This is a genomic window from Citrobacter sp. RHB36-C18 (assembly GCF_013814485.1).
Taxonomy (GTDB): domain Bacteria; phylum Pseudomonadota; class Gammaproteobacteria; order Enterobacterales; family Enterobacteriaceae; genus Citrobacter; species Citrobacter braakii.
In genome coordinates this window covers 2,368,778-2,383,055 of record NZ_CP057125.1, presented here as the reverse complement: position 1 = coordinate 2,383,055, position 14,278 = coordinate 2,368,778, and the positions used below count along the sequence as shown (strand labels likewise).

General features: G+C 53.2%; 14 protein-coding genes. 11 read left to right on the top strand and 3 right to left on the bottom strand.

All coding sequences use genetic code 11. The features are described 5' to 3' along the window. Nucleotides 1-369 precede the first annotated feature (369 nt). Both HVZ52_RS11310 and HVZ52_RS11305 read left to right on the top strand, forming a co-directional pair. Nucleotides 370-657 carry a VF530 family protein gene (locus HVZ52_RS11310; protein ID WP_016153085.1) on the top strand — a complete coding sequence of 96 codons (288 nt, stop codon included), beginning with the start codon at nt 370-372 and terminating at the stop codon, nt 655-657. Between the two features lie 12 nt (nt 658-669). After that, complete coding sequence (locus tag HVZ52_RS11305) at nt 670-2,037, top strand: glycoside hydrolase family 10 protein (protein WP_181599250.1); 1,368 nt, start codon at nt 670-672, stop codon at nt 2,035-2,037. Between the two features lie 65 nt (nt 2,038-2,102). Here the strand turns inward: HVZ52_RS11305 and HVZ52_RS11300 are convergent, their stop codons facing one another. Together HVZ52_RS11300 and hdeB are read right to left on the bottom strand one after the other, a co-directional pair. Beyond that, complete coding sequence (locus HVZ52_RS11300) at nt 2,103-4,046, bottom strand: methyl-accepting chemotaxis protein (protein WP_016153087.1); 1,944 nt, start codon at nt 4,044-4,046, stop codon at nt 2,103-2,105. 155 nt (nt 4,047-4,201) lie between these two features. Next, complete coding sequence (gene hdeB / locus HVZ52_RS11295; protein WP_003019999.1) at nt 4,202-4,531, bottom strand: acid-activated periplasmic chaperone HdeB; 330 nt, start codon at nt 4,529-4,531, stop codon at nt 4,202-4,204. A gap of 400 nt (nt 4,532-4,931) precedes the next feature. Here hdeB and HVZ52_RS11290 point away from each other — a divergent pair, with 400 nt between their 5' ends. The 7 genes from HVZ52_RS11290 to HVZ52_RS11260 are packed head-to-tail and all read left to right on the top strand — an operon-like array spanning nt 4,932 to nt 11,849. Then, nucleotides 4,932-5,798 carry a MurR/RpiR family transcriptional regulator gene (locus HVZ52_RS11290; protein WP_016156533.1) on the top strand — a complete coding sequence of 289 codons (867 nt, stop codon included), beginning with the start codon at nt 4,932-4,934 and terminating at the stop codon, nt 5,796-5,798. 14 nt (nt 5,799-5,812) lie between these two features. Then, nucleotides 5,813-6,400, top strand: coding sequence for a D-alanyl-D-alanine dipeptidase (gene ddpX, locus HVZ52_RS11285; RefSeq protein ID WP_181599249.1), 588 nt, complete (start codon nt 5,813-5,815; stop codon nt 6,398-6,400). 15 nt (nt 6,401-6,415) lie between these two features. After that, entirely contained in the window at nt 6,416-7,978 is a 1,563-nt protein-coding gene (locus HVZ52_RS11280; protein ID WP_181599248.1) for an ABC transporter substrate-binding protein, read from the top strand. 44 nt (nt 7,979-8,022) lie between these two features. Continuing rightward, a complete protein-coding gene (locus HVZ52_RS11275; RefSeq protein WP_016153091.1) occupies nt 8,023-9,045 on the top strand; it encodes an ABC transporter permease in 1,023 nt (340 codons plus the stop codon). After that, on the top strand, nt 9,042-9,938 hold the full coding sequence (gene ddpC, locus HVZ52_RS11270) for a D,D-dipeptide ABC transporter permease (protein ID WP_016156536.1): 897 nt from the start codon (nt 9,042-9,044) through the stop codon (nt 9,936-9,938). Before HVZ52_RS11275 ends, ddpC begins: the two co-directional genes overlap by 4 nt. Beyond that, nucleotides 9,935-10,921 (top strand): ABC transporter ATP-binding protein, encoded by a 987-nt coding sequence (locus HVZ52_RS11265; protein ID WP_016156537.1) that lies wholly within the window; start codon nt 9,935-9,937, stop codon nt 10,919-10,921. Before ddpC ends, HVZ52_RS11265 begins: the two co-directional genes overlap by 4 nt. After that, a complete protein-coding gene (locus HVZ52_RS11260) occupies nt 10,914-11,849 on the top strand; it encodes an ABC transporter ATP-binding protein (protein WP_016156538.1) in 936 nt (311 codons plus the stop codon). Before HVZ52_RS11265 ends, HVZ52_RS11260 begins: the two co-directional genes overlap by 8 nt. Before the next feature lie 28 nt (nt 11,850-11,877). Here HVZ52_RS11260 and HVZ52_RS11255 read toward each other — a convergent pair whose 3' ends face one another. Then, nucleotides 11,878-12,768: a LysR family transcriptional regulator gene (locus HVZ52_RS11255; protein ID WP_016153095.1), complete on the bottom strand. Its 891-nt coding sequence runs from the start codon at nt 12,766-12,768 to the stop codon at nt 11,878-11,880. Between the two features lie 142 nt (nt 12,769-12,910). Between HVZ52_RS11255 and HVZ52_RS11250 the strand changes: the two genes are divergently transcribed. Beyond that, nucleotides 12,911-13,618 carry a CoA transferase subunit A gene (locus tag HVZ52_RS11250; RefSeq protein WP_016153096.1) on the top strand — a complete coding sequence of 236 codons (708 nt, stop codon included), beginning with the start codon at nt 12,911-12,913 and terminating at the stop codon, nt 13,616-13,618. 2 nt (nt 13,619-13,620) lie between these two features. Further along, nucleotides 13,621-14,277 carry a CoA transferase subunit B gene (locus HVZ52_RS11245; protein WP_016153097.1) on the top strand — a complete coding sequence of 219 codons (657 nt, stop codon included), beginning with the start codon at nt 13,621-13,623 and terminating at the stop codon, nt 14,275-14,277. Nucleotide 14,278 lies beyond the last annotated feature (1 nt).

Here is a 14,278-nt window from a genome sequence, read left to right as displayed (position 1 = left end):
AAACTCTCGTCCATGAAAAACAAAATATCCATGTTTTACTAAATGTTACTTTAATTTTATCAATAGTTAACATTATGGATATGTTATTTTCTTTTTTTTTAGATCTTTTGTTTTTTTATTTTAATAGTCGAATGACAGCGATAATATATAAATAAAGAGAAGCTGGAGTAACAATCCAGGTATAAATACCCACTTAAGATTAATGAACGCATCTAATCCAGATCTTTTCTTCAGCAATGTTTGGCTGATGTTTACTTCTTAATCATGAAAGCCTGAGGAACAGATGCCATTGCTGGTCGCCCCGCTTTCTTGTAACCTTCTTCCCGTTGCACTACTGACAAAATCTGGAACCACTGAACTGGACTTCATATGAATGCTCATATTTCTAAAGACCCTTTACATGGCGTAACTCTTGAAATGCAGGTCAATGCACTGGTTGATCGTTATGGTTGGGCTGAGCTGGCGCAACGTATTAATATCAACTGCTTTAAAAATGAGCCGAGCGTTAAATCCAGTCTGAAGTTTCTGCGCCGCACGCCGTGGGCGCGGGCAGAAGTTGAAGCGCTGTACCTGGATTCACTGCATGATCTGGCCTCAAATAACACCACCGAACCGGCGTTCGATCCCTGGGCTAACAGCCGCAACAAGAAGAATTAAGAGCAAAATCTGATGTCAGCATCCGGTTTTATTTCAGCAAATTATCAGAAAAAACTGGCGAATATTCTCGCCCGTTCCCGAGTCAGGCTGCCGCGTACCAACATGAAATGGTTCGCGCTGCTCGTAGGCAGTATGTTGCTACTTGGCAGTTGTTCTTCACAGCCGCCAGGTTCAAAAATCACCCCACTGCCCCCGGTGGGCAAACCGCAGCAGAGCAAGGAGCCGGTGCGCGGTATCTGGTTGGCAACGGTTTCGCGTCTTGACTGGCCGCCGATTTCATCCGTCAACATCAGCTCGCCTGCCGTTCGTATCAGCCAGCAGCAAAAGGCGCTGACGGACAAGCTGGATAACCTGAAACGTCTTGGTATTAACACCGTTTTTTTCCAGGTGAAGCCCGATGCCACTGCGTTGTGGCATTCTACAATCTTGCCGTGGTCAGATACCCTGACCGGTAAGATTGGTCAGGATCCGGGTTACGATCCGTTACGGTTTATGCTCGATGAAGCGCATAAACGCGGAATGAAAGTCCATGCCTGGTTTAACCCCTACCGCGTGTCCGTTAACACTAAACCGGCAACGGTTACCGAATTAAACAACACGCTGTCACAGACGCCTTCCAGCGTTTATGTCCTGCATCGGGACTGGATCCGTACCTCGGGCGAGCGTTTTGTGTTAGATCCCGGTATTCCCGAAGTGCGTGACTGGATAACCAGTATCGTGGCTGAAGTCGTTGAGAATTACCCGGTTAACGGCGTGCAATTCGATGATTACTTCTATACCGAGTCTCCCGGCTCTGCGCTCAACGACAGCCAGACCTTCAGAAGATACGGCCAGGGATTTGTCTCCAAAGCTGACTGGCGGCGCGATAACACGCAACGCCTGATCGCTCAGGTTTCACGAACCATCAAGAAACTCAAACCTGAAGTTGAATTTGGCGTCAGCCCTGCGGGCGTGTGGCGCAACCGTTCGCACGATCCGGCGGGCTCCGACACGCGCGGCGCGGCAGCCTATGATGAATCGTATGCGGACACCCGCCGCTGGGTGCAACAAGGCTTGCTGGACTACATCGCCCCGCAGCTGTACTGGCCTTTTGCCCGCGACGCGGCGCGTTACGATGTGTTGGCAAAATGGTGGGCAGATGTCGTCAAATCAACCAACACCCGCCTGTATATTGGGGTGGCGTTGTACAAAGTCGGTGAGCCGTCGCGAAAAGAACCTGACTGGACGGTCAAAGGCGGTGTGCCGGAGCTGAAAAAACAGCTCGATCTGAACGAGTCTGAACCGCACATTAACGGCACAATATTGTTTCGCGAAGATTACCTTAATCAGCCGCAAACGCAGGAAGCCGTGACCTATATTCGCAGTCGTTGGGGGCGTTAATGGTCGTCCGTATTGGATTTATAACGCAAGAGCGTCCGGTTATACGGACGCTCTTAACCGATCCATCAGGCAACTGAAGGCTCAGGCAATCTGAATGATGAGACCAGCATCGCCAGCTGTTCCGCCTCCTCTTTCAGCGCCTGCGTTCGCGCGGCGGCATCATCTATTAACGAGGCGTTTTGCTGAACGGTGCTGTCCATTTCGGTAACAGCCAGCGTAACTTCGGAAACGCCCTTGCGTTGTTCTTCACCCGCAACGCGTATTTCCCCCATCAACTGACGTACCTGACGTACATTACTGACCAGCTCTCCCAGACGTTCGCCCGCATTGTGAATTTGCTGACTTCCGCTACCTACATGAGAAACGGATTCATCAATCAACGCCTTTATTTCCTGCGCGGCGGTGGCGCTGCGCTGGGCCAACGTGCGCACTTCGGAGGCCACAACGGCAAACCCTCTCCCGGCATCACCTGCTCTGGCTGCTTCAACCGCGGCATTCAGGGCGAGAATATTGGTCTGGAACGCAATGCTGTCGATAACCGCGACAATTTCCACCATTCTGCCGGATGAGGCACTGACGTTATCCATTGTAGAGATAACACCCTGCATAACATCGCCGCAGCGGTTGGCCGTTTGCGCGGTGCTATCAGAGAGCTCATCCGCCAGTTGAGTATTACTGGCATTTTGATGAACGGTCGCATTTAACTGTTCCATCGCCGCCGAACTCTCTTCCAGCGCAGCGGCCTGTTGCGTCACGCGAGATGAAAGTTCCATATTACTGTCTGCCAGGCTGACAGCGTTATTCGCCACCACTACGCTACTGCTTCTGACAGTGATCAGGATGGCTGAGATTTTATCGACGAACAGGTTAAACGCTTCGGCGATAGCGGAAATCTCATCTTTGCCACGCACATCCAGGCGACGGGTAAGATCGCCTTCTCCCTGCGCAATGTCATCGAGAGCCTGACGGGTATCATCGAGACGTGAAATCAGTCGGCGAACCACCAGCCAGGATCCCACCAGCAACAGGGTCATGATCGGGATCAACACTTCCAGCACGTCCTGCATCATCACTTTGGCAAGGCCGACGATACGCGATTCAGGCGTCGCAAGACCAACAACCCAACCGGTATCCGCCATCGGGAACAGCATCACTCGTGAAGCCGAATTCAGGACGTTATCATTTGCAAGCGTAATCGTTTTCACCCCGTCCGCTGGGCGCAGAGATTTCAGACCGTTTTCCACCGGGATAAGCCATTGCGCGCTTTGCGCCAGATCGTTAATGGTTTTATATTTCGCCAGATCGGCCTGCGGGAAATAGAGAATTTGTCCCTGCTTGTCCACCACAAACGCGTAACCACCGGTGCTGTTTCCCTGCTGCTGCATGAAAGTGGCTACGTTATCCAGGCGAATATCGGTGGTGGCGACACCGGCAAACTTGCCCGCCAGTTGATAAGGTACGCTGCACGTCACCATGTTGACGCCTGAACTGGCGTCCTGGTAGACATCAGACCATAAGCAACTGTTTTGTGAATGCCCTTTAGCATGCTGATACCAGTTTTCATTGTGGTATCCGCTTGACCCTTCGACGTTATAGTCGTTGGAATACACCAGTTTACCTTCAGCATTACGCGCCCAGAAAAAGCTTCTTTTCTCCACACCTGCGGTGAAAGCGTCTGGTTCTGGCCAGATGCCGCCGCCGGTAATAATTGAATCTTTATCTTCACCAATCAGATGCGGAACGACGCTTTGATAAAGAGATTCATCATTTGGCAGCACCTCAGCCAGTCGTGACAAGCTAACGGTCTCACCTTCAATTCGGGACAATACGGTACTCAACTGGCGGGTTAAACCTTGCCCTGTTTCTTCGATCAGGGCGGTGTTGATTTCAACGACGCGCGGTTGACCACGCCAGAGCATAATCACCACAATAACAAGGGTCGTGACTGCAAGCAGCAGAATGCCGCCGATGGTTAAACGCGTTGAAATACGAGTAGGATACCAGGCCATACAAACTCCTTCTGCAAAAGGCTAACTTTTATCCAGTATCGGCACAGGCGTTTATATCTTTATAAAGTTTTCTTAAGTATCACAAAATAAATAGGTGACATTGTCACAAATAGCAAAACCCAGCACTTTGGCTGGGTTTTAATAATGACTTAATCTTATTTGGATAATTCTTTTTTGATTTCGTCTTTTATTTTGCTTAATTCGCTCTGCGGATGTTTTTTACAAAGTTCAACGGTCAGAGGAACTGCTGTAGTCACGGTTTCGTTATAGTCTACGTAATCGCCACCCTTGAAATCTTCGTCTTCATTGAGCACCCAGAAAGCCACCGGGGCCATAGTTTGCGGGTTCAAATCAATAAACTCCTGGCAATTCATGCCTTTTGGAGTCACTTCAGTTTTAGCGTTATCAGTTGCTGCATTGACGCTGACACTGGTTAACAGCGCTGCGACCAGAATACCTGCTGTAGAAAGGGAGAATTTATTCATTGTAGTACTCCATTTATAATATAAATAATATCTACACTTGCGCTTCAAACCGTTAATGTAGTTCGCAAAAAATAATACCCCTAACGTCATAAGAATAAAGATTGCCACCATTGATATGGCTGAAATTTATATTTCACATTACTGATTCTGATGTCTGGGCGTAAAACGTGGCCACAATGTGATCGTTCCGACGAAATCAGCAGATTCATACCCTTCTTCCCCTGTCGCTGCACCAAAACTGAACTACGCTGCACAAATGTTGATCATTAGTTAACGGATATGGGCTGATTTTTAACAAAAATGGTCAGCGTGCCGCTGTTACCAACATGGCACGCGTCCTGCATTGTTAATTTGCTAACAGTGAACCGTACTCTGACAAACAATTAACAGCGAGAAGGTAATGACAGCGAAACCGGAGTTATTTACCCGCATAGAGCAGACCTTTAGCCAACTGACGCCCAGCGAAAAGCGCGTGGCCGGGTGGCTGTTAGCCCATGCTGTGCAGATCCCTTTTGAAACCGCGGATGGTATTGCTAAAGCGACCGGAACCAGCGGCATTACCGTTGGACGCTATCTGCGTAAACTGGGTTTTCGCAATCTGGAAGATGCAAAAGCCAGCCTGCGGGAGCTACCCGTCGTCGCCTATCAACCCTGGGGGATGAACGAGCGGCTGGACTCCTGGCACCAACAACAAAGCCTGCCAGATCGCGCGCAGCAGTCGCTGTTACTGGAAATCGACGCCATTACCTATGTCTATCAACTCGCGCAAGGCGAAACGTTTTTACGCATAGCGCAGCGGCTGGCGCATGCGGAAGCCGTGTATATCCTTGGGATCCAGTCCACCCGCGGGATCGCTAACGCCTTTTTCAGTCACCTGGAATACCTGCGGCCTAAAGTCAGCTACTCCGAAGGGCTTTCCGGCAGTTGGGTCGAGTCGCTGAATTCAGGATTCACCCAGCCTTACGTGGTGATCACCGATATGCGCGCCTATTCCGCTATCTCGCGACAATATTGCCGCGTTGCCACAGAACGCTGCATTCCGCTGGCGTTAATCACCGATGTGTGGTGCCCGTGGGCCAGAGACTATTCCATTGACTTACTTCAGGTGAAAACTGACACCGGACATTTCTGGGACTCACTGGCTCCGGTGAGCTGTCTGTTCAACTTATTACTCTCTGCGGTGGTGGCACAACTGGGTGACTCCCTCGCAGAACGCCTGCAAACCAATCGCCAGTTACAACAACAATTTGGTCAATTCGAACAATAAACAGGAAACGTGCTATGTCAGAAACCCCAGAACTGGTCGATCTGTCGGTGATATTCCCGTCGCTGCATATCGATCTTAAATACGCTACGGCAGACAACATTACCGGCGCCCCTATCTACCGGGAAGCTCGTTGCCTGTTGCACACCGACGCGGTCACTGCGCTGGCGAAAAGCATCAGTATTGCGCAACTGGCGGGCCTGAAACTTGTGGTATACGACGCGTATCGCCCGCAGCAGGCGCAGGCGGTGCTGTGGAATGCGTGTCCAGATCCTCAGTATGTTGTTGATGTGGCGATAGGATCCAATCACAGCCGCGGGACGGCCATTGACGTTACGCTAATGGACGATCGTGGCAATCTTCTCGATATGGGCGCGGGCTTTGATGAGATGCACGACCGTTCCCATGCCTGGCACCCTTCTGTTCCTCCGGCTGCGCAGCGCAACCGCCTGCTGCTCAATGCCATTATGTTTGGCGGCGGTTTTGTCGGTATCACCAGCGAGTGGTGGCATTTTGAATTACCTGATTCCGCCCGCTATCCGCTGCTTGACGATCAGATAGATTGTTACACTGTCACACCCATAACAACACAACATTCCCTTTAATTCTGGAGCCTGGTTATGAAGACTACACCTGCGTTAAACGCGTTTTTTCGCCCCGCTCTGATAGCCGTTGCGCTGGCGTTTGCCCTGCCCGCTGCGCAGGCCGCCGTTCCCAAAGATATGCTGGTGATCGGCAAAGCTGCCGATCCGCAGACACTCGATCCCGCCGTGACCATCGATAACAACGACTGGACGGTCACCTATCCCTCTTATCAGCGGCTGGTTCAGTACAAAACGGATGGCGGTAAAGGCTCCACGGAAGTTGAAGGCGATTTGGCCAGCGGCTGGAAGGCCTCTGACGACCAGAAAGAGTGGACGTTTATCCTGAAAAACGATGCCAAATTCGCCGACGGAACGCCGGTGACGGCTGATGCGGTAAAGCAATCTTTTGAACGCCTGCTCAAAATCGGCCAGGGGCCTGCAGAAGCGTTCCCAAAAGATCTGAAGGTCGAGGCTATCGATAACAATACGGTGAAGTTTACCCTCAGCCAGCCATTTGCGCCGTTCCTGTATACGCTGGCCAATGATGGGGCTTCAATTATTAACCCGGCCGTCTTAAAAGAGCATTCCGCAGACGATGCCCGCGGATTCCTGGCGCAGAATACGGCAGGCTCCGGTCCCTTCATGCTCAAAAGCTGGCAAAAGGGACAGCAGTTGGTGCTGGTTCCTAACCCATATTATGCCGGTGCAAAACCTGCGTTTAAGCGGGTTTCGGTAAAAATCATCGGTGAAAGCGCCTCTCGCCGTCTGCAATTGTCGCGGGGTGATATCGACATTGCCGATGCGCTTCCGGTTGACCAGCTTGCCGCCTTAAAACAGGAAGGCAAAGTTAACGTGGCGGATTATCCCTCGTTGCGCGTGACCTATCTGTATCTGAATAACAGTAAAGCGCCGCTCAATCAGGTGGATTTACGCCGCGCCATCTCGTGGGCCACCGATTATAAAGGCATGGTAAACGGGATCCTGAGCGGCAACGGTAAGCAAATGCGAGGTCCGATCCCTGAAGGCATGTGGGGTTTTGACGACAAGGCCATGCAGTACAGTTTCGATGAAGCCAAAGCGAAAGCGGCGTGGGAGAAAGTTGCCACCAAACCTGACAGTCTGAGCTTCCTGTACTCGGATAATGACCCCAACTGGGAACCTATCGCGCTCGCGACCCAGGCAAGCCTTGGCAAACTGGGCATTAAGGTGAAGCTGGAAAAACTGGCGAACGCCACCATGCGTGACCGCGTGGGCAAAGGAGATTACGACATTGCCATTGGCAACTGGAGCCCTGATTTCGCCGATCCGTACATGTTTATGAACTACTGGTTTGAGTCAGATAAGAAAGGCTTGCCGGGTAACCGTTCGTTCTATGAAAACGGTGAGGTCGATAAGCTGCTGCGTAGCGCGCTGGCCACGACCGATCAGGTTGCCAGAACCAATGACTACCAGCAGGCGCAAACTATCGTGATTGATGAAGCCGCCTACGTCTATTTATTCCAGAAAAACTATCAGTTGGCGATGAACAAAGACGTCAAAGGATTTGTATTCAACCCCATGCTGGAACAGGTCTTCAATATCTCCACCATGAGTAAATAAGCCACGTTAATGCGGAGCCGCTCTGGCTCCGCAAGGGGAAGCTAATGACGTTCTGGAGCATTTTACGCCAGCGATGCTGGGGACTTATTCTGGTGGTTATCGGTGTTTGCGTAATCACTTTTATTATTTCGCACCTGATACCTGGCGACCCCGCGCGGTTATTGGCGGGCGATCGCGCCAGCGATGAAATTGTCGAAAATATTCGCCAACAGTTGGGGCTGAACCAACCGCTGTATGTCCAGTTTTTTCGCTATGTCAGCGACATTTTTCACGGCGATTTAGGCACCTCTATTCGCACCGGACGTCCGGTGCTGGATGAGCTGCGCATCTTCTTCCCCGCCACCCTTGAGCTGGCTTTCTGCTCCTTGTTGCTGGCGCTGGTTATCGGTATTCCTTTGGGCATTTTATCTGCGGTCTGGCGCAACCGCTGGCTTGATCACCTCGTTCGCCTGATGGCGATCACCGGTATCTCCACGCCAGCATTCTGGCTGGGGCTGGGGGTTATCGTACTGTTTTATGGTCATCTGCAAATTTTACCCGGCGGTGGACGTTTAGATGACTGGCTGGATCCGCCAACTCACGTCACCGGGTTCTATCTGATTGATGCACTGCTGGAAGGCAATGGCGAAGTCTTTTTCAATGCGCTTCAGCATCTGATCCTGCCATCACTGACGCTGGCCTTTGTGCACCTGGGGATCGTTGCCCGTCAGATTCGCTCCGCCATGCTGGAGCAACTGAGTGAAGATTACATTCGCACCGCTCGCGCCAGTGGGTTGCCGGGCTGGTACATCGTGTTGTGTTACGCGTTGCCAAATGCGCTTATCCCCTCGATAACCGTTCTCGGCCTGGCATTGGGCGATCTGCTCTACGGTGCGGTGCTGACTGAAACGGTCTTCGCCTGGCCGGGAATGGGCGCCTGGGTGGTGACGTCGATTCAGGCGCTCGACTTCCCGGCGGTGATGGGATTTGCCGTGGTGGTCTCTTTCGCCTATGTGCTGGTTAACCTGGTGGTGGATTTACTCTACTTGTGGATCGATCCACGAATTGGACGCGGAGACGCACAATGATGCTCACACAAGAAACGCCAGCCGCGCCTCAGACAACACGCCGTCGCACGGACTGGGCTAAACTGTTCTGGATGATGAAAAGCAGCCCGCTGACGCTGGTTGGCGGGGTCATCATAGTGTTGATACTGCTGCTGATGGTGCTGTCGCCGTGGATAACCCCTCACGACCCTAATGCCATCAATTTGAGTGCACGCCTGCTGCCCCCGTCAGCCGCTCACTGGTTTGGTACCGATGAAGTCGGCCGCGATCTGTTCAGCCGCGTTCTGGTGGGTAGCCAACAATCGGTCGTTGCGGGTCTGGTCGTGGTGGGTATCGCCGGGGGATTGGGTTCGCTGCTGGGCTGTTTGTCTGGCGTCATGGGCGGACGCGCCGATGCAATTATTATGCGAATAATGGACATTATGCTGTCCATTCCCTCGCTGGTGCTGACGATGGCGCTGGCCGCCGCGTTGGGTCCAAGCCTGTTTAACGCCATGCTGGCGATTGCTATCGTACGTATTCCGTTTTATGTGCGCCTCGCACGCGGTCAAACGTTAGTAGTGCGCCAGTTTACCTATGTGCAGGCGGCGCGGACCTACGGCGCATCACGCTGGCATCTGATTAGCTGGCACATTTTACGTAACTCTCTGCCCCCGCTAATTGTGCAAGCGTCGCTGGATATCGGCAGTGCGATCCTGATGGCCGCCACGCTCGGATTTATCGGTCTGGGCGCACAGCAACCCAGCGCTGAATGGGGAGCGATGGTCGCAATAGGCCGTAACTATGTGCTTGATCAGTGGTGGTATTGCGCTTTCCCCGGTGCCGCCATTCTGATTACCGCCGTGGGCTTTAATCTCTTTGGCGATGGTATTCGCGATCTGCTTGACCCGAAAGCCGGAGGAAAACAGTCATGACACAACCCGTGCTGGAAATCGAAGATTTGCATTTGAGTTTTCCCGGCTATAAAGCTGACGTGCATGCGCTTAACCATGTATCGCTGCATATCAACCGCGGAGAAATCGTTGGCGTGGTTGGTGAGTCCGGTTCCGGTAAGTCCGTGACGGCCATGCTCACCATGCGTCTGCTGCCGGAAGGCAGTTATCATATCCACCAGGGACGCGTTTCGCTGCTGGGGGAAGATGTGCTCAATGCCAGCGAGAAGCAAATGCGCCAATGGCGCGGCGCACGCGTAGCGATGATCTTTCAGGAACCCATGACGGCGCTGAATCCGACCCGACGCATCGGTCAGCAAATGGTGGAGGTTATCCGCCATCATCAGGCGTTAAGCCGCACGGATGCCCGTCAGAAAGCCATCGCTTTACTCCAGGAGATGCAAATCCCGGATGCGGCGGAAGTCATGAAGCGTTTCCCGTTTGAGCTTTCCGGCGGGATGCGCCAGCGCGTAATGATAGCGCTGGCCTTTTCGTGTGAACCGGAGCTTATCATTGCCGATGAACCGACCACCGCTCTGGACGTCACGGTGCAACTGCAGGTGCTGCGTTTGCTGAAGTTAAAAGCGCGAGCTAGCGGGACAGCCGTGTTATTTATCAGCCATGATATGGCGGTGGTTTCACAGTTATGCGACCGGTTGTACGTCATGTATGCCGGAAGCGTGATTGAGAGTGGCCCAACGCAAACCGTTATTCAACGCCCGACGCATCCCTATTCCATTGGTCTGCTGAAATGCGCGCCGGAACACGGCGAGCCGCGCGCATTGCTGCCCGCCATTCCCGGCACCGTGCCGAACTTAACCTGCTTACCGACGGGATGTGCGTTTCGCGAGCGCTGCTTTGCCGCTGGCCCCCGTTGTGAAGAAACACCTGCGTTACGCAGTCAGGGAGGCGGGGATCAACAATCTGCCTGCTGGTATCCGCAACTGGAGACAACACATGTCTGATTTTTTACTGGCGCTGCAGAATGTTCATGTCAACTTCCCTGCGCGTAAAAACTGGCTCGGCAAGGTAACGGAACGGGTGCATGCCCTCAATGGTCTGGATTTACAGATCCGTCAGGGGGAAACGCTGGGGATTGTTGGCGAGTCCGGCTGTGGAAAAAGTACGCTGGCGCAACTGCTGATGGGGATGCTGAAACCCAGTCAGGGCAACTATGCGCGCCGTGGTGACAAGCAGCATACCGGTATGCAAATGGTCTTTCAGGATCCCCTTTCATCGCTGGATCCGCGCTTACCGGTATGGCGGATTATCACCGAACCGGTGTGGATCCAAAAACGTCCTGCAGAACGTGAGCGCCGTATGCTTGCTGAAGATTTGGCGCGGCAAGTGGGAATTCGTCCTGAATATCTCGACCGCCTGCCGCATGCGTTTTCGGGTGGACAGCGCCAGCGTATTGCCATCGCCCGGGCGTTGTCATCAGAGCCGGACGTGATTGTGCTTGATGAACCTACTTCGGCGCTGGATATCTCCGTGCAGGCACAAATTCTCAATCTGCTGGTGTCATTGCAGGCGCGCAGAAACCTGACCTACGTGCTGATCTCGCACAACGTGTCGGTGGTCCGCCATATGAGCGACCGCGTGGCGGTGATGTACCTCGGGCAAATTGTTGAGCTGGGCGATGCGCAGCAGGTTCTCACGCAGCCCGCCCATCCCTACACGCGATTATTGCTGGATTCGGTCCCTAAAACGGGAGCACCGCTGGCGGAGGATTTGGTGTTACGGAAAACCGAACTACCGGGGAACCGAACGCTGCCCCAGGGTTGTTTTTTCCGTGACAGATGTCCACTGGCGACCAGCGGCTGTGAGAAGAAACAGGCATTGCTGAAAAGTGATAGCGGTGGTGAAGTTCGCTGCTGGCGGGCGGTAGCATGAGCTGAACGGTTGGCGTATTGCGTGAGAGTCAGGTGCAATACGCCTTTTTCAGTGAATCCACCAGCACTTCAGAAGCGGTAGATAACTTATGATGCGCCGAACGCAAAACGCCGATCCGACGCTGGATCACCGGCGTATCCAGATCGATACAGGTTGCACCCAGCTCTGTCATTTGCGTACGGCACAATGCGGGCACGGCGCTGCCGCCCAGTCCGCTCGCCACCAGGCGACCAACCGTCACCAGTTGATGGCTCTCCAGCGCCACTTCCAGCGTATGCCCACTTTGCACCAGCTGTTCTTCCAGCATCAGGCGCACGGCGGAAGGACGTTGCAGGGTGATAAAATCCAGCGTCAGTAATTCGCGCCACGCAATACGATCCCGACCCGCCAGTTTGCATGTCGGCGGAACAATCGCGATAAAACGATCCACGCCGAGCGGGGTGAAATGCAGATGCCCTGAAGAGTCCGGCTCAAAGGCGATGCCCATCTCCACCCGCCCTTCACTGACCATCTCAATCACTTGTTCGTTAATGACGTCATGTACCGTTACGTTGATCCCGGAGTAGGAATCACGAAACGTTTTCAGTACCGATGGCAGGACGTTAGCGGCGAATGAGGGCATGGCGGCAATAGAAATTTTCCCGCGCTGCAGCGTAAAGCGTTGGCGCATTGCCTCTTCCGTATTCTCCCAGTCCGCCAGCAGCTGTCGCCCCATGTTGAGCAGCGTTTCTCCCTCCTGCGTCAGGGTCACTTTGCGGGTGGTTCTCAACAGTAACGCCCCGCCCAGTGAATCCTCCAGTCCTTTAATCGCCAGGCTTAAAGCGGGTTGCGACATATTCAGTCTTTCACTGGCATGAGCAAAATTCAGAGTGTGAGCTACCGCTAAAAACGCGCGTAACTGTTTGATGCTCATTCCCATTTCGCATTCCTTTAACTTGTTGAATACCTTTAATTAACATTAAATTGATAAAAAAACCCAATGAGTGAGTCACAAATTTAAAATTAACAAATCATTTTTCACCCCCAATGATGTCGGCAAGGACAACAGGAGGGGCAAGTATATGGCTGGATTGGATAAACGGGTTGCCACCTATCAAGAGGCGCTGGAAGGACTGACCGATAACATGACGCTGCTGGCGGGCGGTTTTGGCTTATGTGGGATCCCTGAGAACCTGATTGCCGAAGTACGCCGTCGGGAGGTTCAGGGGCTTACGGTTGTGTCAAACAACTGCGGCGTGGATGGTTTTGGCCTTGGCGTTCTGCTGGAAACGCGCCAGGTACGCAAAGTGGTCGCATCTTATGTAGGTGAAAACGCCCTGTTTGAGCAGCAGGTTCTCAGCGGTGAACTGGAAGCTATCCTGACGCCGCAAGGCACGCTGGCAGAGCAGCTGCGCGCGGGCGGCGCGGGGATCCCGGCATTCTTTACCGCGACCGGATACGGAACCCCGGTCGCGCAAGGGAAAGAGGTTCGCGAGTTTGCCGGACGCCCTTACATCTTAGAGCAGGCGATAACCGGTGATTTTGCGTTGGTTAAAGGCTGGAAAGCCGACTGGTACGGCAACGTTATTTATCGCCACACCGCACAGAATTTTAATCCGCTGATGGCTGCCGCTGGGCGTATTACCGTCGTGGAAGTTGAAGAAATTGTCCCTCCCGGAGAGCTGGACCCCGCCGCAATTCACACCCCCGGAATTTACGTTAACCGCATTATCCAGGGGCAGTTTGAAAAACGTATTGAACAACGCACCCTGCGCCAGAAAGGAGCCTGACCATGTTAACGCGTGAACAAATGGCGATGCGTGTCGCCCGCGAACTGCGAGACGGTTATTACGTCAACCTCGGGATTGGTATTCCTACTCTGGTGGCGAACTACATTCCTGAAGGCATGGACGTAATGCTGCAATCGGAAAACGGCTTGCTGGGGATGGGCCCGTTTCCCACGGAAGACGAAATTGATGCTGACATGATCAACGCCGGGAAACAGACCGTGACGGCGCGCAAAGGCGCGGCAATCTTCGACTCGGCGCAATCCTTCGCCATGATCCGCGGCGGTCACGTCGACCTGACGGTGCTCGGCGCGTTTGAAGTGGATGTTAACGGCAATATCGCCTCATGGATGATCCCCGGAAAAATGGTGAAAGGCATGGGCGGCGCGATGGATTTGGTTGCCGGAGCCGACAACATCATCGTGGTGATGACGCATGCCTCTAAAAGCGGCGAGTCGAAACTGCTTCCCGCCTGCACCCTGCCGCTGACCGGCGTGGCCTGTATTAAACGTGTGCTTACCGATCTGGCGCTGCTGGAGATTGCCGATGGGGCGTTCATTCTGCGCGAGCGAGCGCCGGGCATCAGCGTCGATGAGATAGTCGCCAGAACCGCCGGCAAGCTGATCGTTCCCGAAAATGTCCCCGAAATGCACTTTAGCTGAG